Below are 25,772 nucleotides of genomic sequence, written 5' to 3' on the forward strand. Positions count from 1 at the left end.
CGTAGCTTACGCGACCGCCCTTGCCAGCGCGCAGCGCGACCACAGCGAATGCAGCGCGCCGACCAGGTGGTCGATGTCGTCATCCGAATGCAGCGGCGTCGGCGTGATGCGCAGTCGCTCGGTCTTTTTCGGAACCGTCGGATAGTTGATCGGCTGGACATAGACGCCGAAATTGTCGAGCAGCAGGTCGGAGATCCACTTGCACTTGGCGGCGTCGCCGACCATCACCGGGACGATATGGCTCGGATTAACCATGTGCGGAATGCCGCGCTGATCGAGCAGCGATCGCAGCCGGCGCACCCGCTCCTGATGGGCGAAGCGTTCGCGCTGGCTTTCCTTGAGATGCCGGATCGAGGCGAGTGCGCCGGCGGCAAGCGCCGGCGGCAAAGCGGTCGTGAAGATGAAGCCGGAGGCGAAGGAGCGGATGAAATCGCAGAGCGCCGCCGAACCGGTGATGTAACCGCCCATGACGCCGAAGGCCTTGCCGAGCGTACCCTCGATCACCGTCAACCGGTGCATCAGCCCCTCGCGCTCGGCAATGCCGCCGCCGCGCGGGCCGTACATGCCGACCGCATGCACCTCGTCGAGATAGGTCATCGCGCCATATTTGTCGGCGAGATCGCAGAATTCCTTGATCGGCGCGATGTCGCCATCCATCGAATAGACGGATTCAAAGGCGATGATTTTCGGTGCACGCGGATCAGCAGCCGCCAGTTTCGCCTCGAGATCGGCCACCGAATTGTGCTTGAAGATGACGCGCTCGCATTTCGAATGCCGGATTCCCTCGATCATCGAAGCGTGATTCCCGGCGTCCGAGAAGACGATGACGCCGGGAATCTTGGAACAGAGCGTGCCGAGGGCGGCCCAGTTGGAGACATAGCCGGAGGTGAAGAGCAGCGCCGATTCCTTGCCGTGCAGGTCGGCAAGTTCGCGCTCGAGGAGAACGTGGTAGTGATTGGTCCCGGAGATGTTGCGCGTTCCGCCGGCGCCGGCGCCGCATTCGTCGATCGCCAGCTTCATCGCTTCGGTGACGACCGGCGACTGACCCATGCCGAGATAATCATTCGAGCACCAGACAGTGACCTCCTGGGTGCCGTCGGCCGTGTAGCGCGTCGCCTTCGGAAAATCACCGCGGTGGCGGGCGAGATCGGCGAAGACCCGATAGCGGCCTTCCTGATGCAGCCCGTCCAGCTCGTTTTTGAAGAAACTCTCGAAATCCATCATCATCTCCGATGCCCTGCCGCCTTTCTTCATTCAAAGCGACCAGGGGTCAACCCCGGAACGGCCTCCGGCCACGCGACTGCGGCAAAAGGCCTCTAGTTTTGAACTATTCCAAAACGGCTAAGGCAACTCAATCCCCTTAACTTTGATCGAAGTCAAGCAATTGCAAAAAGGACGGCCGCGGCCGTCCTTTCTTTCCTTCTCGCGTCCTCAGGCAGCCGCCACGGCACGCTTGGTCATAACCTTGACGAGATTGGCGCGGTAGGCGGCGCTGGCGTGAAGGTCTGTCAGCAAATCCGATGCGTCGACCGCTACATTCGCCACCGCATCCGGCGACCAGTTGGCGGAAAGCGCCGCCTCCAGGCCGTTATGGCGGAAGACGCCGTTGGAGCCGGCTCCCGTCACCGCGACGCGGACATTGCCGTCGTCGCGCCGGGCGACAAAGACGCCGGTCATGGCGTATCGCGAGGCTGGGTTGGCGAACTTCTGATAGGCAGCCTTGGCCGGCGCGTCGAAGCGCACGGCGGTGATGATTTCTCCTTCCTCCAGCGCCGTTTCGAACAGGTCGGTAAAGAAGTCGTCCGCCTTGATCTCACGCCGGTCGGTGACGATCACCGCATCGAGCCCCAGCATCGCGGCCGGGTAGTCCGCCGCCGGGTCGTTGTTGGCGATCGAGCCGCCGATCGTTCCCATGTGGCGCACCGCCGGGTCGCCGATGTGGCCGGCGAGGTCGCAGAGGGCCGGGCAGACCGCGCCGAGCTCGGCTGAGATGGCGACCTCCTCATGCGTCGCAGCAGCGCCGATCCGGACGGAGCGGCCGTCGACGGCGATCCCTTTCAACTCGGTGATGTGCCGCAGATCGACAAGATCGCTCGGCGCGGCGAGCCGCAAGCGCATGGTCGGGATGAGCGTCATGCCGCCAGAGAGATATTTGCCCTCCGCCGCGGCGCCCATCATCTGCACCGCTTCCTGGATCGAGGAGGCTCTGTGATAGTTGGTCTCATACATCCTAAGTTCCTCCCGATCAGTGGGCGGCTTGAGCCGCTGCCCAGACCTTTTCCGGCGTCGCCGGCATCGTCAGCTGATTGTTGCCGATCGCGTCGGTGATCGCGTTGATCAGCGCCGGCGGTGAGCCGATCGCGCCAGCCTCGCCGCAGCCCTTGACGCCGAGCGGATTGTTCGGACAGGGGGTGTTCGAGGTCGACACGTTGAACGACGGGACGTCGTCGGCGCGCGGCATCGCGTAGTCCAGGTAGCTCGCCGTCAGCAGTTGGCCGCTGTCATCGTAGCGGACCCCCTCGAGCAGAGCCTGGCCGATGCCTTGCGCCAGCCCGCCATGCACCTGGCCCTCGACGATCATCGGATTGATGATGTTGCCGAAATCGTCCGCCGCGACGAACTGGACGATATGCGTGCGGCCAGTCTCCGGATCGACCTCCACTTCGCAGATGTAGCAGCCAGCCGGGAAGGTGAAGTTGGCCGGATCGTAGAAGGCGCTCTCCTTCAGCCCCGGCTCGAGTCCCGGCGGCAGGTTATGGGCGGTATAGGCGGCAAGCGCCATCTGGAACCAGGGGACCGACCTGTCGGTGCCTGCGACCTTCAGCGCCCCGTCTTCGATGACGATGTCGCTCTCGTCCGCCTCCATCAGATGCGCGGCGATCTTCTTCGCCTTGGCCTCGACCTTGTCGAGCGCCTTGGCCAGCGCCGACATGCCGACCGCGCCGGAGCGTGAGCCGTAGGTGCCCATGCCCATCTGCACCTTGTCGGTGTCGCCATGGACGATGTTGATGCTGTCGATCGGCAGGCCGAGCCGGTCGGCGACGAGCTGGGCGAAGGTTGTTTCATGCCCCTGGCCGTGGCTGTGCGAACCGGTCATTACCTCGATTGTGCCGGCCATGTTGACCTTGACCTCGGCCGATTCCCACAGTCCGACGCCGGCGCCGAGCGAACCAACCGCCGCCGAGGGCGCAAGCCCGCAGGCCTCGATGTAACAGCTCATGCCGATGCCGCGTTTCATTCCGCGCCCTTCGGCCTCGGCCTTGCGGGCCGCAAAGCCGCTCCAGTCTGCCGCCGTCATCGCCGCGTTGAGCGAGGCTTCGTAGTCGCCGGCATCGTAGTTCATGATCACCGGCGTCTGGTGCGGGAAAGAGCGGATGAAGTTGGTGCGACGCAGTTCCGCCGGCGAAATGCCGAGCTCGCGCGCCGCCGTCTCCATCGTCCGCTCGAGCAGGTAGGTCGCCTCCGGTCGTCCGGCGCCGCGATAGGCGTCGACCGGCACCGTGTTGGTATAGACGGTGCGGACATTGGCGTGGATCGCCGGGATGTCGTACTGACCGGAAAGCAGCGTCGCGTAGAGATAGGTCGGTACGCAGGAAGAGAAGAGCGACATATAGGCGCCGAGATTGGCGATGGTGTCGACTTTCAGCGCGATGATCCGGTTGCCGGCATCGAAGGCCATCTTCACGGTCGAGACGTGGTCGCGGCCATGGGCGTCGGTGAGAAAGGCTTCGGTGCGGTCGCAGGTCCACTTGACCGGCACGCCGGTCCGCTTCGAGGCCCAGAGACAGACGATCTCCTCCGGATAGATATAGATCTTCGAGCCGAAGCCGCCGCCGACGTCGGGGGCAATCACCCTGAGCTTGTTTTCCGGTGCGACATTGTAGAAGGCGCTCATTACCAGCCGCGCCAGATGCGGGTTCTGGCTGGTCGTGTAGCAGGTATAGTGATCGTCGCCGGCGTCGTAGATGCCGAGCGTGGCGCGCGGCTCCATTGGATTGGGCGCCAGGCGGTTGTTGTAAATCTTGAGCTCGATCACATGGGCTGCGGCCGCAAGCGCCCGGTCGACGGCCGCGGCATCGCCCAGCTCCCAGTCGAAGATCAGGTTGTTGGGCGCCTCGGGGTGAAGCTGCGGCTCTCCGTAGGCGAGCGCCTGCAGCGGATCGGTGACCACCGGCAGGAGGTCGTAGTCGACGACCACCGCTTCGGCCGCATCGCGCGCCTCGGCGACACTGTCGGCCACCACGATCGCCACGGCGTCGCCGACATAACGCACCGTCTTGTCGGCCAGCGGCCGCCAGGAGCCCATCTTCATCGGCGAACCGTCCTTGGAGTGGATCATCCAGCCGCAGATCAGGTTGCCGATCCCGTCGGCCAGCAATTGCTTCCCGTCGAGCACATCGATGACGCCCGGCATCGCCCTGGCGGCGGTCGCGTCGATGCCGGTGATCGTCGCATGCGCATGCGGACTGCGCACGAAGACCGCATATTTCATGCCGGGAACCGACATGTCGTCCGTATAGCGCCCCTTGCCCGTCAGGAAACGCCTGTCTTCCTTGCGCGCCACGCGCGCGCCGATGCCATCAACGCCCATTGCCTATCTCCTCCCGAGACATTCAGCTGGATTGGTTCTGCCGGTAGCGGCGTGCCGCTCATTCCGCTGCCTGACGCACGCCGCCCATTTCCTGGGCCGCGGCGAGGATCGCCTTGACGATGTTGTGGTAGCCGGTGCAGCGACAGATATTGCCTTCGAGTTCGAAGCGGACCGTCGCCTCGTCGAGACCGCTGCCGTGACGCCTGATCATGTCGACCGCCGTCATCACCATGCCGGGCGTGCAGAAGCCGCATTGCAGGCCGTGATGCGCCTTGAAGGCTGCCTGCACTGGGTGGAGCTCGCCATTTTGCGCCAATCCCTCGATGGTCGTGATCGCCGAACCTGCGGCTTGCGCCGCAAGGATGGAACAGCTCTTCACCGATTGGCCGTTCATATGGACGACACAGGCACCGCATTGCGACGTGTCGCAGCCGACATGAGTACCGGTCAGTCCGAGATTTTCGCGGATAAAGTGCACCAGCAGCGTCCGGTCGTCGCAGACGCCGCTTACCTGGCGGCCGTTGACCGTCATTGTTACTTTCGCCATTTCGCTCCTCCGGGGTCGGTCCGTACCAGGGCGAGCGCGGCTTCGAATCGGGTGAGATATGTTCACGCGACTGAAAGTACGCGCCCTGATATCAATGCCCTTTGCCAGTGGTCCGCTCCTCCCGGACCATTGTCGACGTTGTATCATTTGTCTTTTTGCCGAATGTCGCAACCGTCTCGGCCGCAGAAGGGCAAAAAAATCCGTCACGGCATGTAACGGCGGAAACAGCGCCTTCATCTTCTGTTCAGGAAGGATCGCATTATCTTGCGGCCGGACGACCGCGCCGCCTCCATTGGACTTTCCTGGGCGGCGGGGTATTTTCCGCATTGCAAGTTCAAGTGGAGGGACGCGGGTCGCGTCTCGCCGCCACCACCCAAGAGACGGACGAAGCGACAGGCTGACATCCGTAGAGATCGGAGAGGACAACATGAAGAAAGCCATCGCACTTGTTCTGGTCGCCCTGTCGGTTGCAAGCTGCACGCAGACGGAGAAGGGTGCCGGCATCGGCGCGGCGTCGGGCGCGATCATCGGCGGCGCCATCACGAACGACGTGCGCGGCGCGGCGGTCGGCGCCGCCATCGGCGGCGTTTCCGGCGCCGTGATCGGCAACGTCACCGAGCAGCCGGGCCAGTGCTACTACCGCGACCGCTACGGCCGCCGCTATATCGACCGTTGCTGATCGCCACCGGCAATCATCGAACGAACGGCCCCGGAGCAATCCGGGGCTTTTTTTTGCGTGGAGTCATTTCGCGGGATTGCGGCGCCGTCATTGGGCCGATTGCACGATGATTCTCAGGCGCTCTTCGATCTTTTCTGGGGGTGACCAGCCTTTGACGATAGGTTCAGTGCCACGGCCGCCCGAATGAGCGCCTTCAACGCCTCTTCGTCGATCTTTTCGCCCTCATGGATATCGATGGCGCGCCTGGTATTGCCTTCGAGGCTGGAGTTGAACAGGCTCGCAGGATCCTCCAACGAAGCACCCTTGGCGAAGGTCAGCTTGACGACGCTCTTGTAGGTCTCGCCGGTACAGATGATTCCGGCATGCGACCAAACCGGAACGCCCCGCCACTTCCACTCCTCGACCACGTCCGGGTCGGCATCCTTGATAAGCTTTCGCACGCGGGCGAGCGTCTCGCCCCGCCAGTCGCCCAGCTCTTCTATCCTCGCATCGATCAGCTGCGAGGGAGAGTTTTCCCCTTCCATCCTCTTCTCCATGGTTGTTTCACTCTCTTCATGATTGCCGTCGCGCACGCCCTTGCCCTCTTCGCTCACATGCGTTCGCCGGGCAATTGGCTGGCTTGCTTCACCCAGGCGGCAAACTGAGCCTCGTCCAGCTCCTCGTCCTCATGGATGTTCAGGTACCGCACTGCCTTCTGTTTGGACTCGCCTGGCGGCACCGGATGCAGCGAGGTGCCGCGAAAGAACGCCACCTTGATGTATTTCGTGAAACAGTGAATGCCGAGGAACCAGCTCTGCTCCTCCATTCCATAGAGCGGCGAGTTCCATTTGACCGCCTTGCGGACATCGGGGACGGTCCGCTCGATCAGCGCGTCGAGGCGGCGTCCAAGATCGCTTTTCCAGCCGGGCATTGCGGCGATATAGGCCTGCACCGGCGCGTCGCCGTAGCCCTTGGCGATCTGCGGATTGCCGCCTGAGAGAAGCTTCGGCTTCGTCGCCGCTTCCGCGCTTTCGCTGTTTTCTGCGGTGGATTCAGGCATTGCGGAGCGCGCCGGAGATGCCTTCGCCGCGGCTTTAGTAGGCTTGCGGGCGGGTGACTTGGCAGCCGGCTCGGGCGACTTGGCTTTCGCAGACATGCGCTTGGTGTCGGCCTTCTTCTCCATTCTCGCCTTGTCGGCCATCCGGTCACTCCCGTGAAAGACGAATACATAGTCACGAATACCTCAACTTCCAGTCAACTCGACTGGCGAGGATACCGATCAATTGGCGCCGAACGACGCGGGCTCCAATCAGCCTTGCATCGGGTTGCCGCCACACTTGTGTGCAAGACTGTGTGACAAGCAATTGTGATGAACCGAATGGAACGCGCGCTCAGCCATGAGGCGCGGCACCCGAGGAGGAAGCCATGACCACATCAGCCGAGAAGCAACCGACGGGCGGACAGCCTGCCATGCCCACACCACCGGTCGTTGCGCCGGAGGCTTGGGAGGCGGCCCGCGAAGATCTGCTCGTGAAAGAAAAGGCCCTGACACGCGCCCGTGACCGGCTCGCCGCCGAGCGCCGGCGGATGCCCTGGATGGCTGTGACGAAGGACTATGTCTTCGAGGGGCCAGCAGGCAAAGTGAGCCTGCTCGACCTGTTCGACGGCCGGCGCCAATTGATCGTCTACCGCGCCTTCTTCGAGCCCGGCGTGGAAGGCTGGCCCAACCACGCCTGCGTAGGCTGTTCCATGGTGGCCGACCAGGTCGCCCACCTCGCCCACCTCAATGCTCGTAACACCACCCTCGTCTTTATATCACGGGCGCCGCAGGCGGACATCGTGCGGCTGAAGGCGCGGATGGGCTGGGAGATCCCATGGTTTACGATTACGGACGGCTTCGACGCCGATTTCGGCGTTGACGAATGGCACGGCACGAACGTGTTCTATCGTGACGGAGACCGCCTGTTCCGCACCTATTTCATCAACAACCGCGGCGACGAGCAGATGGGGAGCACCTGGAACTATCTCGACTTAACGCCCCTCGGCCGGCAGGAGGTCTGGGAGGATTCGCCCGAGGGCTATCCCCAGACCCCGCCCTACAAGTGGTGGAACTGGCACGACAGCTACGTCGAAAGCGCGGCTCCAGACAAGAAGTAGACCGAGCATCGAGCGACGGAGAGGCGGCATTCCGGAAGCAGGAGGCGAGCAGGAAGCCATGAGGCGGGCCGGTTCCGGCGGATACGACGGGCGGCGAAGCGAATGCACACCGTTCATTCAGGTCGTCAGGATCGCTGCGACGGCCGCTTGCGGCCCCGATCCTCCCCAGCCGCCTACCCGCCGCTCTTTGTGCCCGAAGCACCACAGAACGAGTTCTTTTTGGCCAGAATCCGACCCGAATTGCCGCTGCAGGGTGGATGCAACCGGCCCTGATCGTTAACAAATGGAAAACTTTGCCCTGCTAGAGTGCCCATTGCCGCACATGCAGGCATTGAGTAAAGAGTCGCCTGAAACGGGATGCGGAGGATGTCTCCACCACGCTCGAGTACTGCGTATTTGAAGGCGGCGACAGTGTTCGCGCTTGCGGCCTCGACGGCGCTCGGCCCGATTTTCGCCGGCCAAGCGCAGGCGATCCGGATCTTCGGCATGCGCTTTTTCGAAAGCGCCGAGGAGCAGGTCCAGGTTCTCGACCCGGTCAACTACACGCTTACATTCGAGCCTGGAACGGATGATGAGGAGCTGCGCGAGGCGCTCGAAAATGCTTCGCAGCTCAATCAGGATCAGGAAAAGCCGGTCTCCGGCGACCTCGGCCTGTTGATCAAGGCGCGCGACGACCGGGAGCGGCTGCTCGCCGCGCTCTACGAAAAGGCGCGCTACGGCGGCACCGTGACGATCCTGATCAACGGCCAGGACATCGACAGCCTGCCGCCCGACCCCTCCTTCCCCGATGGCCAGGCCGTGCCGGTGACCGTGCGCGTCGCGCCGGGTCCAGCCTTCACTCTCGGCTCGGTGAGGTTTGAGGGCGATGCGGCAGGGCTCGATCCGGCGACCTATGATCTCACACGCGGCGCCCGTGCCGACTCCACGCTGATCATCAAGGCGGGAGAGCAGATCGTCGTCGATCTCAAGGAACAGAGCCGGCCACTTGCCAAGATCACCGAGCGCAGCGTCGTCGCCGACCATGCCACCTCCACCGTCGACGTGACGATCAGGGCCGAATCCGGACCGGTCGCGCCGGTCGGCGCTCTCACGGTTACCGGCACCAGGACCGTCGACCCGAATTTCGTGCGCGACTATTCGCGGCTCAACCATGGCCGGCCCTATTCGCCGGAAAACATCCGCAAGGCCGCCGAGCGGCTCAGGACGCTGAACGTCTTCTCCAGCGTCACCATTGTCGAGGCTGATCAGCTTGCTCCCGACGGCACCATCCCGATGAACATCCAGGTGTCGGAGGGCAAGCACCGCTATTTCGGATTCGGCGGCCAGGTATCGACGACAGACGGGCTCGGTCTGCAGGGCTATTGGGGCCATCGCAATCTCTTCGGCCGGGCCGAGTCGCTCCGGATCGAGGGCTCCGTCGACCGGATCGGCGAGACCACGGATGTCGGCGGGCTCGACTATTCGGCCGGTATTCTCTTTGCCAAGCCCGGCGCCTTCGGTCCGGCATCGACGTTCACGGCAAGCCTCAAGGCGGCAATCGTCGATCCGGATGCCTATAACGCCAAGACGATCACCGCCGCGGCCGGCGCCGGCTTCGAGCTTACGCCAGAGGATACCGTTTCCGTCGGCGCCGAGCTCAGCTGGGCCGATATCGACGACGCCTTCGGCTCGAATTCCTATCTGACGGCCGCGATCCCGCTCGAATATGTCCGCGACACCCGCGACGACAAGCTGAACCCCACGGAAGGCTACCGGGCGATGATCAACGCGAAGCCGAGCTACGAGATCGAAGGTCAGACCTTCTTCAGCTCCTTCGAGACCTCCGCCTCCGCCTATTACGCGCCGGGCAGCGAAAATCGCTTCGTGTTGGCCGGCAAGCTCGGCGCCGGCGTGCTCGTCGGCGGCGACGAACTTTCCGACATTCCGGCAACCCGGCGTTTCTTCCTCGGCGGCGGCGGCTCGGTGCGCGGCTATTCCTTCCAGGAGATCAGCCCGCGCAATGACGACAACGAGGAGACCGGCGGCCGCTCCTATGTGAACGGTTCGCTGGAGGTCCGGATTGCGGTAACCGATACGATCGGTGTCGTGCCCTTTATCGATGCCGGCAGCGTCTCGACGAGCACGGCGCCGGATTTTTCCGACATCCGCGCCGGGGCCGGCATCGGCCTGCGCTATGCGACGCCCTTCGGGCCCATCCGTCTCGATTTCGCGGTGCCGCTCAACAAATATCCGGGCGGCACCGAATACGGGATCTATGCGGGCATCGGACAATCTTTCTGATGCGCGCAGCAATGCCATGGTAAACTACAGCGCCGCGCGTCTTATCAGACGCGCAAAGGTCGCTGTAGCACTTTGAATTGCTGCATGGCTTTGTCCCTAAGTCCAGGTCGATTTACGCACAAAGACATGCAGTAGGCAAATCCGCCTGCGGGCGATGAGCTTCCGTCCTGCCGATTCCAGAGCGGCGTAACATGGTCTATGGATAGGACATGAATCAGGTCATCGGCACATTTCGCTCAGCGCTGCGCTACGTCTTCGCCTTTCTCGGCGTGGTCGTCGTCGCGCTGTTTCTCCTCGTCGCCTTTCTCGGCTTCACCGTGCCCGGCGCACGCGTCGTCGCCTGGGCGATCGAAAAATATGCGGCGACCCCTGACCAGATCGTCCGCATCTCCGATCCGGGTGCGCTGCTCACCGGTGACTTCACCGCGGGAACGGTGACGCTCTTCGACGGCGAGGGAATCTATGCGGAGGTCCGCGACCTCTCGGTGAACTGGTCGCCGGCCGAGCTTCTGTCGATGCGCTTCGATGCAAGCAGCATCTCGGCGGCTTCCGTACGCCTCGAACGGCTGCCGATCCCCTCCACCGAAACGAAAGAGGTCCGACGGACACTCGCATTGCCCGTGGACGTGAAAATCGATGCCTTCGATCTCAAAGAGATCGTTATCGGCAAGGCGATCGCCGGCAAGGACCAGTTCCTAACCGCGAAAGGCAGGGTCGACGCGACGAATTCGAGGATCGCGCTCGCCTTGGATGCCGCCGAGCGCGACCGCCCGGAAGCACGCGCCGTCGCCGATCTCGTCTTCAATCCGGCCGGAAACGAGCTGAGGCTCGAGGCCGAGATCGCCGAGCCGAAGGGCGGGCTGCTCGCCAAGCTGCTGCGGCTGCCGGGCGAACCGGCAGTCGATATCCAGGTGACCGGACAAGGACCCCTCTCCGACTGGACGGGCTCCGGCACCGCATCGCTCGACGGCAGCGAGCTTCTCCGGTTGGAAGGCCGGCACGTGCTAGCCGCCGACGGCATGCACAATCTGAAGCTCACCGGCGGCGGGGCTTTCGCCCAGCTGATGCCGGCCGCTTTCAGGGCGCTTTTCGAGGGATCGACCAGCATCGACCTGACCGCCGCCTTCGACGGAAAGAGCAAGGTCCGGATCGAAGCGGGCAAGCTTGCGACCGGCGCCTTGACGCTGAACGCCTCGGGCACGGTCGACAGCCGCGGCGAGAACAATCTTCAGGCAAGCGTCGCCGGCACGAGCGGTCCGTTCGATTTCCGCTGGCCGCTGAAGGATGGCGAGCTGCAAGCACGGGTCAACACGGCGAACCTGTCGCTGATCGGCGAGGGACAATCGGCGATCCTCGACGTCGCCGCCGACGTCGTCTCGCTCGGACTGCCTCAAGGCAGTCTCGGCGCCATCCGGCTCGCGGCGCAAAGCGACGCCTTCAACCTGGAAATGCAGGCCGGATCGCTGAAGGCAACCGTGGAGATCGGCGAGGCGCGGTTCGCAAACGCGGATCTCGATCGGGCGATACAGGCGCCGATGAAGCTCGCCGGCACGATCGCGATCGCGCCGGACGCCATCCATTTCGATCCGCTGACGCTTGAAAGCCCCGGCATCGGCGGTTCCGTCACCGGCGCACTCGATCGCGCCGACAGCACACTCGAAGCCGCCTTCAAGCTCTTCGCAGTGCCGGCAGTTCTGCCGCCGGCGCTTGCCGAAAAATTCGAAAAGACGATCGCCGTCTCCGGCAATCTGGTGACCGAAGAGGACGGCAGCGTCCAGCTGAGCGGCCTCGATGTCAAATCCGAAGCCGTCGAAGCCTCCGGCTCGCTGACGCTTTCGGGCGAGACGCTGACGGCCGATATCAGGGGCACGCTACCGGAGCTTGGCCGGCTTCTGCCTGACGTGAAGGGCAGCGCGGATTTCCAGGCGGCCGCATCAGGGCCCTTGAGCAAGCTCGGCGTCAAGGCAGAGATCACGTCGAGCGGCGCGACGCTTGCCGGGCGTACTTTAAGCGAACTCACGATCAACGCCGATGCGACGGCGACGCCCGGCAGCCCCGAAGCGAAGCTCACCGCCACCGGCACGCTCGACGGCCAGCCGATCGACATTCGCGCCGACGTCGTCTCGAAGGACGGTCTTACCGCCGTTCCGACGCTGGAAGCGAAAATCGGCGGCAACAGCTTGACCGGTGCGATCGACCTGACGGCCGATTTCAAGCCGAACGGCAAGCTCGACTTCAACCTGCCGGATCTCGGGCTGCTTGCCGCCATGGCCGGCCAGCAGGCATCCGGCGACCTCGCCGGTTCGGTGACGCTCGAGACCGCAAATGGCGTTACCTCGGTGGCGCTCAAAGCCAATGGCAACAGCGTAGAGCGCGGCGCGCTGACGATCGCCAAACCAGCGGTCGATCTCGCTATCGCCGATATTGCCAGGCCGGCCATCAAGGGCAATGTCAGCGCCGAGAGCGTTGCGCAGGGTGAAAACCGGATCGCGGACCTCAATCTCGCCTTCGAACAGCAGGGCAGCCGCACCGGCTTCTCGGCCGAGGGCCTCTATGACGGCGCACCGCTCAGGGCTTCGGGCGAACTGACGAGCGAGGCCGGCCGCACCGAAATCCGCCTCGCCTCCGCCTCTGCGGCGCCGCGGCGCCTGCCGCTGCAGCTTGCAGCGCCGACCGTGATCGCGATTGAAAACGGCGCGGCTCGGCTCGACGGCCTCACCATCCAGGCATCGACGGGTACCGTCGCCGTCTCCGGCACGGCCGGCGACCGGCTCGACCTCAGCGCGAATCTCAACGACTTGCCCGCCGCGCTCATCAACACCTTCGCACCGACGCTCGGTGCCGAGGGCACCATTGCCGGCACCGTCGATATCGACGGCGAGGCGCAGGCGCCGGTGGTCGCCTACGACCTCGCCTGGAGCGGCGCCTCGATGTCATCGCTGCGCGCCGGCGGTCTTGCCGCGCAGGACCTGACCGCCAAGGGCACGGTCTCCGTCACGGAGGCGGCGATCAGCTTCGACCCGACGGTGATCGAGAGCCCCGGCTTCCGCGGCAATCTCACCGGCAGCCTCGCCCGCGCCGAAAAAGCGGCAACGGCGACCTTCGACGTGCGTGCCGAACCGAGCTTCCTGCCGGGTGGCCTGGCCGCGAGATTCGACACGCCGGTGACTGTCTCGGGCAAGGTCGAGACCGGCGCTGATGGCAGCGTCAGGCTGAGCGCCCTCGAGGTCGAGTCCGGCACCGTCAACGCCAACGGCTCGGCGACGATCGCGGCAGGTCAGCTGACGGCCGATGTCGAGGGCACCTTGCCCGATCTCGGCAAGCTGCTCGCCGACGCGCAAGGAAAGGCCGGCTTCAACGCAGAGATTTCCGGCCCGCTTGACGCGCTCGCCGTCAAGGGAGAGCTGACCTCGAGCGGCGCCATGCTTGCCGGCCGATCGCTGACGGACCTGACGGTCACCGCCGACGCAACGGTCAAGCCGGGCAGCCCGCAGGCGAAGCTCACCGCCACCGGCGGGCTCGACGGCCAGCCGATCGACGTCAGGGCCGAAGTGGTATCGGCGGATGGCCGCACATCCATCCCGACGCTCGAGGCTAAGATCGGCGACAACCGCGTCACCGGCGCGATCGAGCTCACGGCGGACTTCAAGCCGAACGGCACCGTCGACTTCAACCTGCCCGATCTCGGCCTGGTCGCCGCCATGGCCGGCCAGAAGGCGTCCGGCGACCTTTCAGGATCGGCGACGGTCGCGACCTCGAACGGCATCACTTCCGTATCCGTCAAGGCCAGCGGCAGCAGCATAAAGCGCGACGCGCTGACGATCACCAAGCCCGTGGCGGATATCCGCATCGCCGATATCGCCGCCCTGGCAATCCGTGGCAGCGTCAGGGCCGAAAGCGTTGCCCAGGGGCAGAACCGCGTCTCCGCCGTCAACCTCGCCTTCGACCAGCAGGGCGGCCGAACAGGGTTCGAGATCGCCGGCCAATATGACGGCGCTCCGCTCTCGGCCAAGGGCGATCTGGCAAGCGCCGGCGGCCGCACCGAGATCCGTCTGGCCTCGTTTTCGGCAGCCCCGCGGAGATTGCCGCTGAAGCTTGCCAAGCCGACCGTCGTCGCTATCGACAACGGCACCGTCCGCCTCGGCGACCTCACCATCCAGGCATCCAAGGGTACGATTTCCGTCGCCGGCACGGCCGGCGCGACGCTCGACATTTCCGCGAAGCTCAATGCCCTGCCCGCGGCGCTGATCAACACCTTCGCGGCGACGCTCGGCGCCGAAGGGACGTTCGACGGAACGGTCGAGATCAGCGGCACTGCCGCAGCGCCGGTCGTCAACTACGATCTGAGATGGAGCGGCGCTTCGGTCTCGGCCGCGCGCGGCGCCGGCATATCGGGGCTCCAAATCGCGGCAAAAGGCCGCTTTGCCGATAATCGCGTCACGCTCGACGCGACCATCTCCGGGCCGGGTGGCCTCTCCTTCCGGGGCGGCGGCCATGTCGATGTCGCCGGCAGCATGCCGATGTCGATGAAGTTCGCCGGCGACGTGCCCTTCGCGCTGCTTGCCGCCAAGCTGGCGGAGCAAGGTTTCACCCTCACCGGCTCGGCCCGGGTCGATCTTTCCCTTTCCGGTCCGGCCCGCGCGCCGCAGATCACCGGCACGGTTGCGACCACCGGCGGCCGGCTCGTCGATGTCCGGCGCAATCTTGCCCTCAACGACCTTGCGGCCAACGTTACGCTCGACGGCCGGCAGGCGACGATCAGCCGGCTTTCCGGCAATCTCGCCAGCGGCGGGTCGATCGAGGCGAGCGGCACTGTCGGCATTGCAGCCGGTTCCAACTTCCCGGCCGACCTCAGAATCCGCCTCAACAACGCCACCTATGTCGACGGCACGCTCTTCACCGCCAATCTTGCCGGCGATCTGACGCTGAAAGGTCCGCTCGTCGCGACGCCCACGCTCGGCGGCCAGCTGACGATCCACAGGGCGGCGATCACCGTGCCGGAAAAACTGCCGACCTCGCTGTCGGCGATCGACATCCAGCATCGGAATGCGCCGGCCGGCGTGCGGCAGATGGCACGCGACGTGCGCAGGGAAACGTCCTCGTCGGGCGGTGCAGGCGTCAATGCCGGCGGCGTCATCGCCTTCGATCTCGCGGTCCGTTCGCCCGGGCAGTTCTTCGTCCGCGGACGCGGCATCGATGCCGAGCTCGGTGGCGACCTGACGATCCGCGGCACCGCCGTCAGCCCGATCGTCTCCGGCGATTTCGACATGCGGCGCGGCCGGCTCGAAATCCTCGGCAAGAGGCTGACCTTCACGGACGGTCACATCGGCTTCGGCGGCGACCTCATTCCGACGCTCGACCTCGACGCCACCTCGAGCGCGGGCTCGACCACCATCACGGTCAACATTGCCGGGCCGGCCAACAACCCGACGGTGACCTTTTCCTCCTCGCCGGCGCTGCCGCAGGACGAGATCCTGGCACAGCTGATCTTCAACCGCTCGCTCAACAATCTTTCGGCGTTCCAGATCGCCCAACTCGCCTCCGCCGTCAGCCAGCTTGCCGGCGGCGGCTCGACGTCGCTGCTCGACGGCCTGCGCAACAAGCTTGGTGTCGACGACCTCGACATCACCACCGACGAGAGCGGCGGCGCCCAGGTGCGGGCTGGCAAGTATTTGAACGACCGGACCTATCTCGAATTGCAGCAGGGCTCCGACTCGGCCTCCAGCAAGGCGATCATCAACCTCGATGTCGGCCGCGGCGTGAAACTGAAAGGCGAGGCAGCCGGCGATGGTTCGGCTGCCGGCGGTATTTTCTTCGAGAGAGAGTATTAATCGGGGCTTGAGGAAAGTCCCCTCCCCAACCCCTCCCCACAAGGGGGAGGGGCTTAACGCGCAGCGCCCTCCTCCAGTCCCGCAATTCTTATGAGACGGCTGCAACGGTCAAAAAAGAGAGGAAGCGGCTGCGGCATCGAAGTCCTTCCCCCTTGTGGGGAGGGGTTGGGGTGGGGCCTTGGGTCAGGAACACAATCCTCTCTCAAGCCGCATTCCTGTCAGCCCCGAAGGCATTCAAAAATTCACTCTCGTCGACCGCCGTGAACAGTGCCCAGATATGACCGAACGGGTCGATGAGGGCGGCGACACGGTCGCCGGTCGGCAGGGTCTCGACGGCGTTGCGCAGGCTGGCGCCGGCGCCCATTGCCCGGGCGAGCACACGATCGACATCGTCGATCTGCAGCTCGAGGATCGCCGCGGTGGTGCCGAGCGCATGCGGCGAGCGCGGCCCCCCGAGATGCGGTTCGGCATCGCGGCGCGGATTGGCGCCGGCGACCCGGAAGATCGAGTCGCCAATGCTGAGATCAGCGCTCGTCAGAATGCCGCTCCATTCATGGCGCTGGAGGAGCTCTGCACCGAAAACCTCGCGATAGAAGGCGATTGCCCGCTCCTCGTCTCCATGCCTGACGAACAGTTTGATGCAGATCTGTCGCGCCATTGGGCCGCCACCGGAAATGGCCATGACATCCTCCCTTGTTCGCTGAGACGGAGCATCCTACACGAGCATTAGAACAAATCAAGAACAAATTGTCCGCGCAGCCCGAATCCGTGCGACTAAAACGCGCCGGACAATTTGCTTGTCTTGAGCAAGATGTTCGTTTCAGTGACGGTGATCCCATCAATTAGCCTGATGCGGCGCAAGGTCTCGTCGAAGCTCGCGAGGTCGCGGTCCTCGAGCTCGGCGATGAAGTCCCATCGCCCGTTGGTGCTGTGCAGCGCCCTCACCTGCGGCAGGCCGCGCAACTGCTCGGCAACCCGGTCGGCCATCTTGCCGTGAACCTCGATCATGACGACGGCGCGAACCCCCGAGGCGGGGATTTCCGATCCCGTCCGGATGGTGAATGCGGCGATCGTTCCATTCCTCACCAGCCGGTCGATGCGGGCAGCAATGGTGGCGCGCGAAACGCCGGTCATCGCCGACAGCGTCGAAACCGGTGTCCGCGCATTTTGCCGAAGGGCGCTGATCAGGGCCTGGTCGAGGTCGTCCATTCTCTGTCATTTTGTCGAACATTGCTTTTCATAGTGAGAAGAGTAGCCTTCTTATCGGCAGTTTTCCATCTTTTTGCCGTCACAGCTATTGGCGATAATCTCTGCCGGACTCACAGATTCGAGCGAGGGAAGAAGGACATGAAAACCATCACGTTGATCGGTGCACCCATCGAGGAAGGTTCGGGGCGTCGCGGCGCTGCGATGGGCCCGACGGCGCTCCGGATCGCCGGCATCGACACGGTCCTCGCGGATCTTGGTCACACCGTTCACGACGAAGGCGACCTAACGCCGCTGCCGGCCCGCGACCTTCCAAACCATGCGGGCGCAAACAATCTGCAGATGGTCGCCGCCTTTGCGCGGGCGCTCAACGACACCGTGCACGACACGGCGCGCAAGGGGCATTTTCCGATCATTCTCGGGGGCGACCATGCCCTCTCGATGGGCAGCGTCTCCGGCATGGCGCGCTATGCACACGAGGTTGGCCGGCCGCTCTTCGTGCTCTGGCTCGACGCTCATGCGGATTTCAATTCGCCTTCGACCTCGCCCTCCGGCAACATGCACGGCATGCCGGTCGCCTTCTTCTGCGGCGAGGCGGAATTCGCCCCGATCCTTCAGTCGAACCGGCCGCTCGTCCATCCGAAAAGGGTCTACCAGGTCGGTATCCGCTCGGTCGATGCACGCGAGCGCGAGGAGATCGCCGAACACGGCGTCAATGTCTTCGACATGCGCGCCGTCGACGAGATCGGCATGGCCCATATCATGCGTCAGATCCTCGACGAGGTGCGCGCCGCCAACGGCCTCTTGCATGTGAGCCTCGACGTCGATTTCATGGATCCGGAGTTTGCCCCGGGGGTCGGCACCACCGTGCCGGGTGGCGCCACCTTTCGCGAGGCCCATCTCATCATGGAGATGCTTTGCGACAGCGACCTCGTCTCCTCGCTCGACGTCGTCGAACTCAACCCGTTCCTCGACGACCGCGGCAAGAGCGCCCGCATCCTGGTGGAACTGACCGCAAGCCTCTTCGGCCGCCGCATCCTTGACCGACCGACCCGGAGCGCCTGAGAATGATCGATCCGGACCTCCGCCGATCGAAGCGGCGGCCGGAAGGAGATAGCGGAGGGGAATGATGAAGACCACGGCAGCCCTGATCGAGACCGAACACCTGCTCGGCGCCCACAACTACAAGCCGCTCGACGTCGTCCTGACGCGGGGCGAAGGGGTCTATGTCTGGGACATCGAGGGCAACCGCTACCTCGACTGCCTATCCGCCTATTCAGCCGTCAACCAGGGCCATTGCCACCCGAAGATCTTCAGGGCGATGGTCGAGCAGGCGCAGAAGCTGACGCTCACCTCGCGCGCCTTCCGCAACGACCAACTAGCTCTCTTTTATGAGGAGGTCGCCGCCCTCACCGGCTCGCACAAGGTGCTGCCGATGAATTCCGGCGCCGAGGCGGTGGAGACGGCGCTCAAGGCGGTCCGAAAATGGGGCTACGAGGTCAAGGGCGTTGCCGACGATCGCGCCGAGATCATCGTCTGCTCCAACAATTTCCACGGCCGCACGATCGGCATCGTCGGCTTTTCAACCGATCCGGAATCGCATGACGGCTTCGGCCCTTTCGCACCCGGCTTCAAGATCGTCCCCTTTGGCGACATCGGCGCCTTCCGAGCGGCGATCAGCGAAAACACCGTCGCCTTTCTGGTCGAGCCGATCCAGGGCGAGGCCGGCGTCATCGTGCCGCCCACCGGCTATTTCCAGGCGGTGCGCGAACTCTGCACCAAGCACGGCATCACGCTCGTACTCGACGAGATCCAGACCGGCCTCGGCCGCACCGGCAAGCTGTTTGCGGAAGAGCACGAGGGCATCGAGGCGGATGTGACGCTGATCGGCAAGGCGCTCTCCGGCGGCTTCTACCCTGTCTCTGCCGTGCTCTCCAATTCGGAGGTTCTCGGCGTCCTGAAACCTGGCCAGCACGGATCCACTTTCGGCGGCAACCCGCTCGCCTGCGCGATCGCCAGGGCGGCACTGAGCGTGCTCACCGAAGAGGGCATGATCGAGAATTCGGCGCTGATGGGCGAGCGCCTCATGACCGGGCTGACGGACATTCGCTCCAACATCATCAGGCAAGTCCGCGGCCGCGGCCTGATGCTCGCCGTGGAACTCGTGCCCGAGGCCGGCGGCGCCCGTAAATATTGCGAGGCGCTGAAGGAGCGCGGCATTCTCGCCAAAGACACCCATGGCGACACGATCCGCATCGCCCCGCCTCTCGTCATCACTGCGGGCGAGGTCGACTGGGCGCTCGACCACTTTGCGGCGGTGCTCGCTTCCGTCTGAGTCGGCATCGGCGGGGAGGGCCGGCCTTGCAGGGCCTCGCAAAAAGCAACTCTTAACGAATCCCGGACTAGGATGTCCGCCAAAGCGCAAGGCGGGCTCCCCGCGCATGATGCGGCTTGCGCGTCGCCGGATGTCGTCGGCGGACCCCATCACCAAGTCGCGCCTTGCGGGCGCCGACGGCAAGGAGCTTTAAATGACAGGCACGTTGAAAACGGCTGGATTTGACGGCGAGACGCTGGAGATCATCGCGTTCCGCCTCCACGATCAGGAATTCTGCGTCAAGACGACGACGATCCGCGAAATCCGCGGCTGGGCGCCGTCGACGCCGATCCCGCATTCGCCGCCGGAAGTGATCGGCGTCATGAACCTGCGCGGCACGGTGATCCCGATCATTGACCTCGCCCACAAGCTCGGCATGAAATCGACCGTTGCCAACGAGCGCAGCGCCATCGTTGTCGCCGAAGTCCACAACATGGTGATCGGCCTTGTCGTCGACCGCGTCTCCGACATCCTGACGGTGCAGGGCAACCAGGTGCAGCCGGTGCCGGAAGTCACCGCTTCCTTCGACAAGAGCTTCGCGGAAGGCATCATCGCCAACGAGAGCGGCATGATCTGCTTCCTCAACCTCGCCCGCATGTTCAAGGAGCGTGAGGTGGAAGACCTCGCCGCCTGACGCGAGCCGAACTATGCCCGGACTGCCGAGTACAGCGAGTTCTGGAGGCGGCTTGCCCAAGGCGAGTTCATCGCCGGCGAATTCGTCCGCCATGGCAAGGGCGGCAAGGAGATATGGATCCAGGCCGCCTACAACCCGATCCGCGATCCGAACGGCAAGGTCTACAAGGTCGTCAAGTTCGCGACCGATGTCAGCGAACGCAGGGCGGCGATCAACACGCTCGGCGCCGGCCTGCGGTCGCTGGCGGAGGGCGACCTGACCCGGTCACTGGACACGCCATTCGTGCCGAGCATGGAGGCCGTGCCGCAGCGACTTCAACGATGCGGTCGTCCGCCTCTGTCGCGCCATGCAAACGGTCGGCGAAAACGCCGGTGCGATTGCCGGGGGCGCACGCGAGATCCGATCCGCCGCCGACGACCTGTCGAAGCGGACCGAGCAGCAGGCCGCATCTGTCGAGGAAACGGCCGCGGCACTCGACGAGTCACTACCACCGTCGCCGATTCGAGCCGCCGAGCCGAGGAAGGCGGCCTGCTCGTTGCAAAGGCGAAGGATGGAGCCGAACACTCGAAACTGGTCGTCCAGAACGCCATCGGCGCGATGGACCAGATCGCGCAATCGTCGCGAAATCAGCAACATCATCGGCGTCATCGAGGATATTGCCTTCCAGACCAACCTCCTGGCGCTCAATGCCGGCGTGGAGGCGGCGCGCGCCGGCGAGGCCGGCAAGGGCTTCGCGGTGGTGGCGACCGAAGTACGGGAACTGGCCCAGCGATCGACAAGCGCCGCGAAGGATATCAAGGCGCTGATCACCACCTCCGGCGAGCATGTCCGCAACGCGTCTCGCTGGTCGGACAGACGGGCACGGCAGGTCCAGGAGATCAACCTTAACGTCTCGGCGATCGTCGAAGCGGCGCGGGAACAGGCGACGGGCCTCAGGGAACTCAACCAGGCGGTCAACGCGATGGATCAGGCAACGCAGCAGAACGCAGCCATGGTGGAGGAAAGCACCGCCGCAAGCCACGCCATGTCGCGCGAGGCAGAGGCTCTCTACGACCTTCTTCGGCAATTCCGCATCGGCCAGGCTATGGCCGGTCGTCCGGCCGAAGTGCACGCCGAGACTTCCGCCTCACCGGCTCGGCTACGCGCGCCGAGGGCGGCAAGAGGCGTCCAAAAGGGAAACCTCGCGGTCGTTTCGGCTGCCGAAGGCTGGCAGAATTTCTGAGCGCACCCCCGAACTTCGCGCTCGAACAAGGGAAGGCGGCACCTGTGCCGCCTTCCCTTGCCGGTTAAATGCCTGATATTGCTGTTGGCCTACGCCGCTTCCGGCTTCCGGATCTTCGGTGCTGCTTCCAGCACCAGCGGGTTCAATCCCTCGCCGCCGTGCTCGATGTGCTCGAACAGCTTGCGACGCATCCGCGACTCCCAGTATTTGTTGATATGCGTCGCCACGCCCTGCGCCGCCTCATGCGCCGGTTGGCTCTGAAAGAAGGTGGCAATCTGGTTCGCCATGTAGATGAGCTTGGCGTTGGTACTTGCAGACATCGGCGACAGCTCCGCTTCTCTCAAAATGGTTCAGAGCGAGAGGCGCGCGGGGAGAACGGCGCCCGCTCCTCCTCGTCCCGCTCCAAGCGCTCGGGGTGGGTGAAAATTTCGAACTCGTCGCCGCGCACCAGCGCGATCAGCGTCATGCCGGCCTGCTCCGCCGTGCGGATGGCAAGCGCCGTCGGCGCCGAAATGGCAATGATCACCGGGCTTCCGGTGATCGCCGTCTTCTGCACCATCTCGACGGAGACCCGCGAGGTGACGACGACGGCGCCTTGGTCGCCCCTGAAGCCGGCCAGCGCGGCGGCCCCCGTCAGCTTGTCGAGCGCATTGTGGCGGCCGACATCCTCGCGAACCGCTATCAGCCCCCGGCCCGGCACGTAAAAGGCAGCACCATGAACGGCGCGCGTTTCTAGGTGCAGGGGCTGCTGACCGTTGAGCATCCCGACGGCGCGGACGACATCCTCATCGGAAAGCCGCAGCGACGAACCGGAAACATCCGGCGTCGTCCGAACCGCCTGCTCGATCGATTCGATACCGCAAAGGCCGCAGCCGACAGGCCCCGCCATATGGCGGCGGCGCAGGCGCAACGCCTCGTTCTGCTCGTCCCGGAGGCGAATCTGCAGGTCGATGCCCTTGTCCTCGGCGATGACCTCGACGTCGTCGATCTGGTCCGGGTCGGTGATGATGCCTTCGGTCAGGCTGAAGCCGACGGCGAAATCCTCGAGATCGGCGGGCGTTGCCATCATCACCGCATGCGTCGAGCCGCCATAGGTGAGCGCGATCGCCGTCTCCTCCGGCACGAGGCGCGATTGCGAGACGAGCACGCCCGCCCGCCGCGCCACTTCCGGAACCTTCGCCGTCGTCGTGAAGCGGCTCCTTTCGGCCGCGCCGACGGTGGCAGCTATGGGAGGCGGGCGTCGTTTTCCTGCCATCGCGCTTCCTACTCCGCTGCCTCCAGCTTGCCGGCAATCCGCCGCGATTGGCGGGCCTGCTCGTCATAGTCGAGCTGCCAGTCGGTCGGACCGTTCGAGGGCGAGACCTGCACCGCCGTCACCTTGTATTCCGGGCAGTTGGTCGCCCAGTCGGAGAAGTCGGTCGTGATGACGTTCGCCTGCGTCGTCGGGTGATGGAAGGTGGTGTAGACGACGCCCGGCGCGACGCGGTCGGTGATCAGCGCCCGGAGCGTCGTGTCGCCCGAGCGGCTGGCAAGCCGGACCCAGTCGCCGTCGCGGATGCCGCGCTGCTCCGCATCGTGCGGGTGGATCTCCAGCCGGTCCTCCGGGTGCCAGACGACATTGTCGGTACGCCGCGTCTGGGCGCCGACATTGTAGTGGCTGAGAATACGGCCGGTGGTGAGCAGCAGTGGGAAGCGCGGGCCGGTCTTCTCGTCGGTCGCCACATATTCGGTACGGATGAACTTGCCCTTGCCGCGCACGAAGCCGTCGACATGCATGATCGGCGAGCCGAGCGGCGCCTTTTCGTTGCAGGGCCACTGCACCGAGCCCATCTTGTCGAGATAGTCATAGGAGACGAGCGCGAATGTCGGCGTCGTTGCGGCGATCTCGTCCATGATCTCGGACGGATGACCATAGTTCCAGTCCAATCCCATCGCCTGGGCGAGCTTCTGCGTCACCTCCCAGTCGGCATAGCCGTTCTTCGGCCGCATCACCTTGCGCACGCGGTTGATACGGCGCTCGGCATTGGTGAAGGTGCCGTCCTTTTCGAGGAAGGTCGAGCCCGGCAGGAAGACATGCGCGTAGTTGGCCGTCTCGTTGAGGAAGAGGTCCTGCACCACGACGCATTCCATTGCCGCGAGGCCGGCGGCCACATGCTTGGTGTCCGGATCCGACTGCAGGATGTCCTCGCCCTGGATGTAGATGCCCTTGAAGGTGCCGTCGACCGCCGCGTCGAGCATGTTCGGGATGCGCAGACCCGGCTCGTTGTTGAGTGTCACGCCCCAGAGCTTCTCGAAGGTTTCGCGCGTGGCGTCGTCGGATATGTGCCGGTAACCTGGCAGTTCGTGCGGGAAGGAGCCCATGTCGCAGGAGCCCTGCACGTTGTTCTGGCCGCGCAGCGGGTTGACGCCGACACCCGGCCGGCCGATGTTGCCGGTCACCATGGCGAGGTTGGCGATCGCCATCACCGTGGTCGAGCCCTGGCTATGCTCGGTGACGCCGAGACCGTAATAGATGGCGCCATTGCCGCCGGTGGCGTAAAGGCGCGCTGCACCGCGCACCAGTTCAGCCGGGACGCCGGTATGGGCTTCGGTCGCTTCCGGGCTGTGATAGGGCTCGGCCACGAAGGCGGCCCAGTCCTCGAATTCCGACCAGTCGCAGCGCTCGCGAATGAAGGCTTCATTGGCAAGGCCCTCGGTGACGATGACATGGGCGAGTGCCGTCAGGATGGCGACGTTTGTGCCCGGCTTGATCGGCAAGTGGTACGAGGCTTCGACATGGGCCGAACGGACGAGGTCGATCCGGCGCGGGTCGATGACGATCAGCTTGGCGCCCTCGCGCAGCCGCTTCTTCAGCCGCGAGGCAAAGACCGGGTGACCGTCGGTCGGGTTGGCGCCGATGATGATCGCGACGTCGGTGTGCTCGACGCTGTCGAAATTCTGCGTGCCGGCGGAGGTGCCGAAGGTCTGGTTGAGGCCGTAGCCGGTCGGCGAATGGCAGACGCGGGCGCAGGTATCGACATTGTTGTTGCCGAAACCGGCGCGCACCAGCTTCTGCACCAGATAGGTCTCCTCGTTGGTGCAGCGCGACGAGGTGATGCCGCCGACCGAATCGCGGCCGTACTGGTACTGGATGCGGCGGAACTCGGAAGCCACATGGGCATAGGCCTCCTCCCAGGTCACCTCGCGCCAGGGATCGCTGATCTTGTCGCGGATCATCGGATTGAGGATGCGGTCCTTGTGGCTGGAATAGCCATAGGCGAAGCGGCCCTTGACGCAGGAATGGCCGCGGTTCGCCTGGCCGTCCTTCCACGGCACCATGCGCACCAGCTCCTCGCCGCGCATCTCCGCCTTGAAGGAGCAGCCGACGCCGCAGTAGGCGCAGGTGGTCACGACCGAATGCTCCGGCTGGCCGATCTCGATCACCGACTTTTCCGTCAGCGTCGCCGTCGGGCAGGCCTGCACGCAGGCGCCGCAGGAGACGCATTCCGAGGAGACGAAATCCTCGCTCATGCCGGCGGAAACGCGCGAATCGAAACCGCGGCCGCTGATCGTCAGCGCGAAGGTGCCCTGCACTTCCTCGCAGGCGCGCACGCACCGCGAGCAGACGATGCATTTCGCCGGATCGAAGGTGAAATAGGGGTTGGATTCGTCCTTCGGCGCCCATTGGCGATTGATCTCGCCGTTGTTGCGCGCCTTGACGTGGTTGGACCCGTCATAGCCATAGCGCACGTCGCGCAGGCCGACGGCGCCGGCCATGTCCTGCAGCTCGCAATCGCCATTGGCCGCACAGGTGAGGCAGTCGAGGGGGTGGTCGGAAATATAGAGTTCCATAACGCCGCGACGAACGTCCTTGAGGCGCTGCGTCTGGGTCGAGACGCTGATGCCCTGTGCGACTGGCGTCGTGCAGGAAGCCGGCATGCCGGCCCGGCCCTCGATCTCGACTAGACAGAGGCGGCAGGAGCCGAAGGCATCCATCATGTCCGAAGCGCAGAGCTTCGGCACCTCGATGCCCGCTTCCATCGCCGCCCGCATGATCGACGTGCCTTCTGGCACGGTGATCTCCTGCCCGTCGATCGACAGCGTCACCAGCTTTTCGGACTTGGAAGCAGGAGTGCCGTAATTGATTTCATGAACGAGAGACATTCTGGGCCTCCTGAGAAATTGCGTTCAGCGAGGGCTCGCCCCCCTCTGCTTTCCCGGGCATCTCCCCCATAAGGGGGGAGAATGGATGTGGCACGTTCTGCATCCACACCGGAGAATTCCACCCGCAGA

At 64.5% G+C, this 25,772-nt stretch carries 18 protein-coding genes and 1 pseudogene; 8 read left to right on the forward strand and 11 right to left on the reverse strand.

Annotation, left to right across the window (positions count from 1 at the left end; translation table 11 throughout):
* Positions 1-6 precede the first annotated feature (6 nt).
* From hemA to CO664_RS18055, 4 genes are all read right to left on the reverse strand, one after another.
* Positions 7-1,221, reverse strand: a complete 1,215-nt coding sequence (hemA, locus tag CO664_RS18040; RefSeq protein ID WP_176536619.1) for a 5-aminolevulinate synthase — start codon at positions 1,219-1,221, stop codon at positions 7-9.
* Positions 1,222-1,431: 210 nt separating this feature from the next.
* Positions 1,432-2,229 carry a xanthine dehydrogenase family protein subunit M gene (locus CO664_RS18045; protein ID WP_037417592.1) on the reverse strand — a complete coding sequence of 266 codons (798 nt, stop codon included), beginning with the start codon at positions 2,227-2,229 and terminating at the stop codon, positions 1,432-1,434.
* Between the two features lie 16 nt (positions 2,230-2,245).
* Complete coding sequence (locus tag CO664_RS18050) at positions 2,246-4,591, reverse strand: xanthine dehydrogenase family protein molybdopterin-binding subunit (RefSeq protein ID WP_097539523.1); 2,346 nt, start codon at positions 4,589-4,591, stop codon at positions 2,246-2,248.
* A 58-nt stretch (positions 4,592-4,649) separates the two neighbouring features.
* Positions 4,650-5,138, reverse strand: a complete 489-nt coding sequence (locus tag CO664_RS18055; protein ID WP_097526186.1) for a (2Fe-2S)-binding protein — start codon at positions 5,136-5,138, stop codon at positions 4,650-4,652.
* Between the two features lie 427 nt (positions 5,139-5,565).
* On the opposite strand from CO664_RS18055, the gene CO664_RS18060 reads away from it, so the two are divergent.
* Complete coding sequence (locus CO664_RS18060) at positions 5,566-5,817, forward strand: YMGG-like glycine zipper-containing protein (RefSeq protein ID WP_014766143.1); 252 nt, start codon at positions 5,566-5,568, stop codon at positions 5,815-5,817.
* 113 nt (positions 5,818-5,930) lie between these two features.
* Here CO664_RS18060 and CO664_RS18065 read toward each other — a convergent pair whose 3' ends face one another.
* Together CO664_RS18065 and CO664_RS18070 are read right to left on the reverse strand one after the other, a co-directional pair.
* Positions 5,931-6,341 (reverse strand): DUF1801 domain-containing protein, encoded by a 411-nt coding sequence (locus CO664_RS18065; RefSeq protein ID WP_097539678.1) that lies wholly within the window; start codon positions 6,339-6,341, stop codon positions 5,931-5,933.
* A 65-nt stretch (positions 6,342-6,406) separates the two neighbouring features.
* On the reverse strand, positions 6,407-6,997 hold the full coding sequence (locus CO664_RS18070; protein WP_176536620.1) for a DUF1801 domain-containing protein: 591 nt from the start codon (positions 6,995-6,997) through the stop codon (positions 6,407-6,409).
* 224 nt (positions 6,998-7,221) lie between these two features.
* On the opposite strand from CO664_RS18070, the gene CO664_RS18075 reads away from it, so the two are divergent.
* The 3 genes from CO664_RS18075 (at position 7,222) to CO664_RS18090 (ending at position 16,064) form a co-directional block, all read left to right on the forward strand.
* A complete protein-coding gene (locus tag CO664_RS18075; RefSeq protein ID WP_050988233.1) occupies positions 7,222-7,953 on the forward strand; it encodes a DUF899 domain-containing protein in 732 nt (243 codons plus the stop codon).
* 366 nt (positions 7,954-8,319) lie between these two features.
* Complete coding sequence (locus tag CO664_RS18080; RefSeq protein WP_097526185.1) at positions 8,320-10,233, forward strand: autotransporter assembly complex family protein; 1,914 nt, start codon at positions 8,320-8,322, stop codon at positions 10,231-10,233.
* A gap of 209 nt (positions 10,234-10,442) precedes the next feature.
* Positions 10,443-16,064, forward strand: a complete 5,622-nt coding sequence (locus CO664_RS18090) for a translocation/assembly module TamB domain-containing protein (protein ID WP_097539524.1) — start codon at positions 10,443-10,445, stop codon at positions 16,062-16,064.
* A 202-nt stretch (positions 16,065-16,266) separates the two neighbouring features.
* On the opposite strand, the gene CO664_RS18095 is transcribed toward CO664_RS18090, so the two are convergent.
* A complete protein-coding gene (locus CO664_RS18095) occupies positions 16,267-16,746 on the reverse strand; it encodes a VOC family protein (RefSeq protein ID WP_037417610.1) in 480 nt (159 codons plus the stop codon).
* A gap of 92 nt (positions 16,747-16,838) precedes the next feature.
* Positions 16,839-17,273 (reverse strand): Lrp/AsnC family transcriptional regulator, encoded by a 435-nt coding sequence (locus CO664_RS18100; protein ID WP_037417614.1) that lies wholly within the window; start codon positions 17,271-17,273, stop codon positions 16,839-16,841.
* Positions 17,274-17,411: 138 nt separating this feature from the next.
* Here CO664_RS18100 and rocF point away from each other — a divergent pair, with 138 nt between their 5' ends.
* The 4 genes and pseudogenes from rocF to CO664_RS18120 all read left to right on the forward strand — a co-directional run.
* On the forward strand, positions 17,412-18,335 hold the full coding sequence (gene rocF / locus CO664_RS18105) for an arginase (RefSeq protein WP_037417618.1): 924 nt from the start codon (positions 17,412-17,414) through the stop codon (positions 18,333-18,335).
* Between the two features lie 64 nt (positions 18,336-18,399).
* Positions 18,400-19,605, forward strand: coding sequence for an ornithine--oxo-acid transaminase (gene rocD, locus CO664_RS18110; RefSeq protein WP_097539680.1), 1,206 nt, complete (start codon positions 18,400-18,402; stop codon positions 19,603-19,605).
* A gap of 193 nt (positions 19,606-19,798) precedes the next feature.
* The gene (locus tag CO664_RS18115) at positions 19,799-20,278 is read left to right on the forward strand and encodes a chemotaxis protein CheW (protein ID WP_037417621.1); all 480 of its coding nucleotides are present in this window, start codon (positions 19,799-19,801) and stop codon (positions 20,276-20,278) included.
* A gap of 39 nt (positions 20,279-20,317) precedes the next feature.
* Positions 20,318-21,500: pseudogene (locus tag CO664_RS18120) on the forward strand (PAS domain-containing methyl-accepting chemotaxis protein); the annotation flags it as partial.
* An 89-nt stretch (positions 21,501-21,589) separates the two neighbouring features.
* On the opposite strand, the gene CO664_RS18125 reads toward CO664_RS18120, so the two are convergent.
* The 3 genes from CO664_RS18125 to fdhF are packed head-to-tail and all read right to left on the reverse strand — an operon-like array spanning position 21,590 to position 25,643.
* On the reverse strand, positions 21,590-21,820 hold the full coding sequence (locus tag CO664_RS18125; RefSeq protein WP_037417624.1) for a formate dehydrogenase subunit delta: 231 nt from the start codon (positions 21,818-21,820) through the stop codon (positions 21,590-21,592).
* 20 nt (positions 21,821-21,840) lie between these two features.
* Positions 21,841-22,755 carry a formate dehydrogenase accessory sulfurtransferase FdhD gene (fdhD, locus tag CO664_RS18130; RefSeq protein WP_095678014.1) on the reverse strand — a complete coding sequence of 305 codons (915 nt, stop codon included), beginning with the start codon at positions 22,753-22,755 and terminating at the stop codon, positions 21,841-21,843.
* An 8-nt stretch (positions 22,756-22,763) separates the two neighbouring features.
* Positions 22,764-25,643, reverse strand: a complete 2,880-nt coding sequence (fdhF, locus tag CO664_RS18135) for a formate dehydrogenase subunit alpha (RefSeq protein ID WP_097539525.1) — start codon at positions 25,641-25,643, stop codon at positions 22,764-22,766.
* Between the last annotated feature and the right edge of the window lie 129 nt (positions 25,644-25,772).

Source organism: Sinorhizobium sp. NG07B, assembly GCF_002532005.1.
Classification (GTDB): Bacteria; Pseudomonadota; Alphaproteobacteria; order Rhizobiales; family Rhizobiaceae; genus Sinorhizobium; species Sinorhizobium fredii_C.

Bases quoted from the DNA above. Each gene is read 5' to 3' on its own strand.
- CO664_RS18055 (WP_097526186.1), bottom strand. From the start codon at position 5,138: ATGGCGAAAGTAACAATGACGGTCAACGGCCGCCAGGTAAGCGGCGTC.
- fdhF (WP_097539525.1), bottom strand. From the start codon at position 25,643: ATGTCTCTCGTTCATGAAATCAATTACGGCACTCCTGCTTCCAAGTCC.
- fdhD (WP_095678014.1), bottom strand. From the start codon at position 22,755: ATGGCAGGAAAACGACGCCCGCCTCCCATAGCTGCCACCGTCGGCGCG.
- CO664_RS18080 (WP_097526185.1), top strand. From the start codon at position 8,320: ATGTCTCCACCACGCTCGAGTACTGCGTATTTGAAGGCGGCGACAGTG.
- CO664_RS18075 (WP_050988233.1), top strand. From the start codon at position 7,222: ATGACCACATCAGCCGAGAAGCAACCGACGGGCGGACAGCCTGCCATG.
- CO664_RS18045 (WP_037417592.1), bottom strand. From the start codon at position 2,229: ATGTATGAGACCAACTATCACAGAGCCTCCTCGATCCAGGAAGCGGTG.
- CO664_RS18065 (WP_097539678.1), bottom strand. From the start codon at position 6,341: ATGGAAGGGGAAAACTCTCCCTCGCAGCTGATCGATGCGAGGATAGAA.
- CO664_RS18125 (WP_037417624.1), bottom strand. From the start codon at position 21,820: ATGTCTGCAAGTACCAACGCCAAGCTCATCTACATGGCGAACCAGATT.
- CO664_RS18060 (WP_014766143.1), top strand. From the start codon at position 5,566: ATGAAGAAAGCCATCGCACTTGTTCTGGTCGCCCTGTCGGTTGCAAGC.
- CO664_RS18095 (WP_037417610.1), bottom strand. From the start codon at position 16,746: ATGGCCATTTCCGGTGGCGGCCCAATGGCGCGACAGATCTGCATCAAA.
- CO664_RS18115 (WP_037417621.1), top strand. From the start codon at position 19,799: ATGACAGGCACGTTGAAAACGGCTGGATTTGACGGCGAGACGCTGGAG.
- CO664_RS18070 (WP_176536620.1), bottom strand. From the start codon at position 6,997: ATGGCCGACAAGGCGAGAATGGAGAAGAAGGCCGACACCAAGCGCATG.
- CO664_RS18100 (WP_037417614.1), bottom strand. From the start codon at position 17,273: ATGGACGACCTCGACCAGGCCCTGATCAGCGCCCTTCGGCAAAATGCG.
- rocF (WP_037417618.1), top strand. From the start codon at position 17,412: ATGAAAACCATCACGTTGATCGGTGCACCCATCGAGGAAGGTTCGGGG.
- CO664_RS18090 (WP_097539524.1), top strand. From the start codon at position 10,443: ATGAATCAGGTCATCGGCACATTTCGCTCAGCGCTGCGCTACGTCTTC.
- hemA (WP_176536619.1), bottom strand. From the start codon at position 1,221: ATGGATTTCGAGAGTTTCTTCAAAAACGAGCTGGACGGGCTGCATCAG.
- CO664_RS18050 (WP_097539523.1), bottom strand. From the start codon at position 4,591: ATGGGCGTTGATGGCATCGGCGCGCGCGTGGCGCGCAAGGAAGACAGG.
- rocD (WP_097539680.1), top strand. From the start codon at position 18,400: ATGAAGACCACGGCAGCCCTGATCGAGACCGAACACCTGCTCGGCGCC.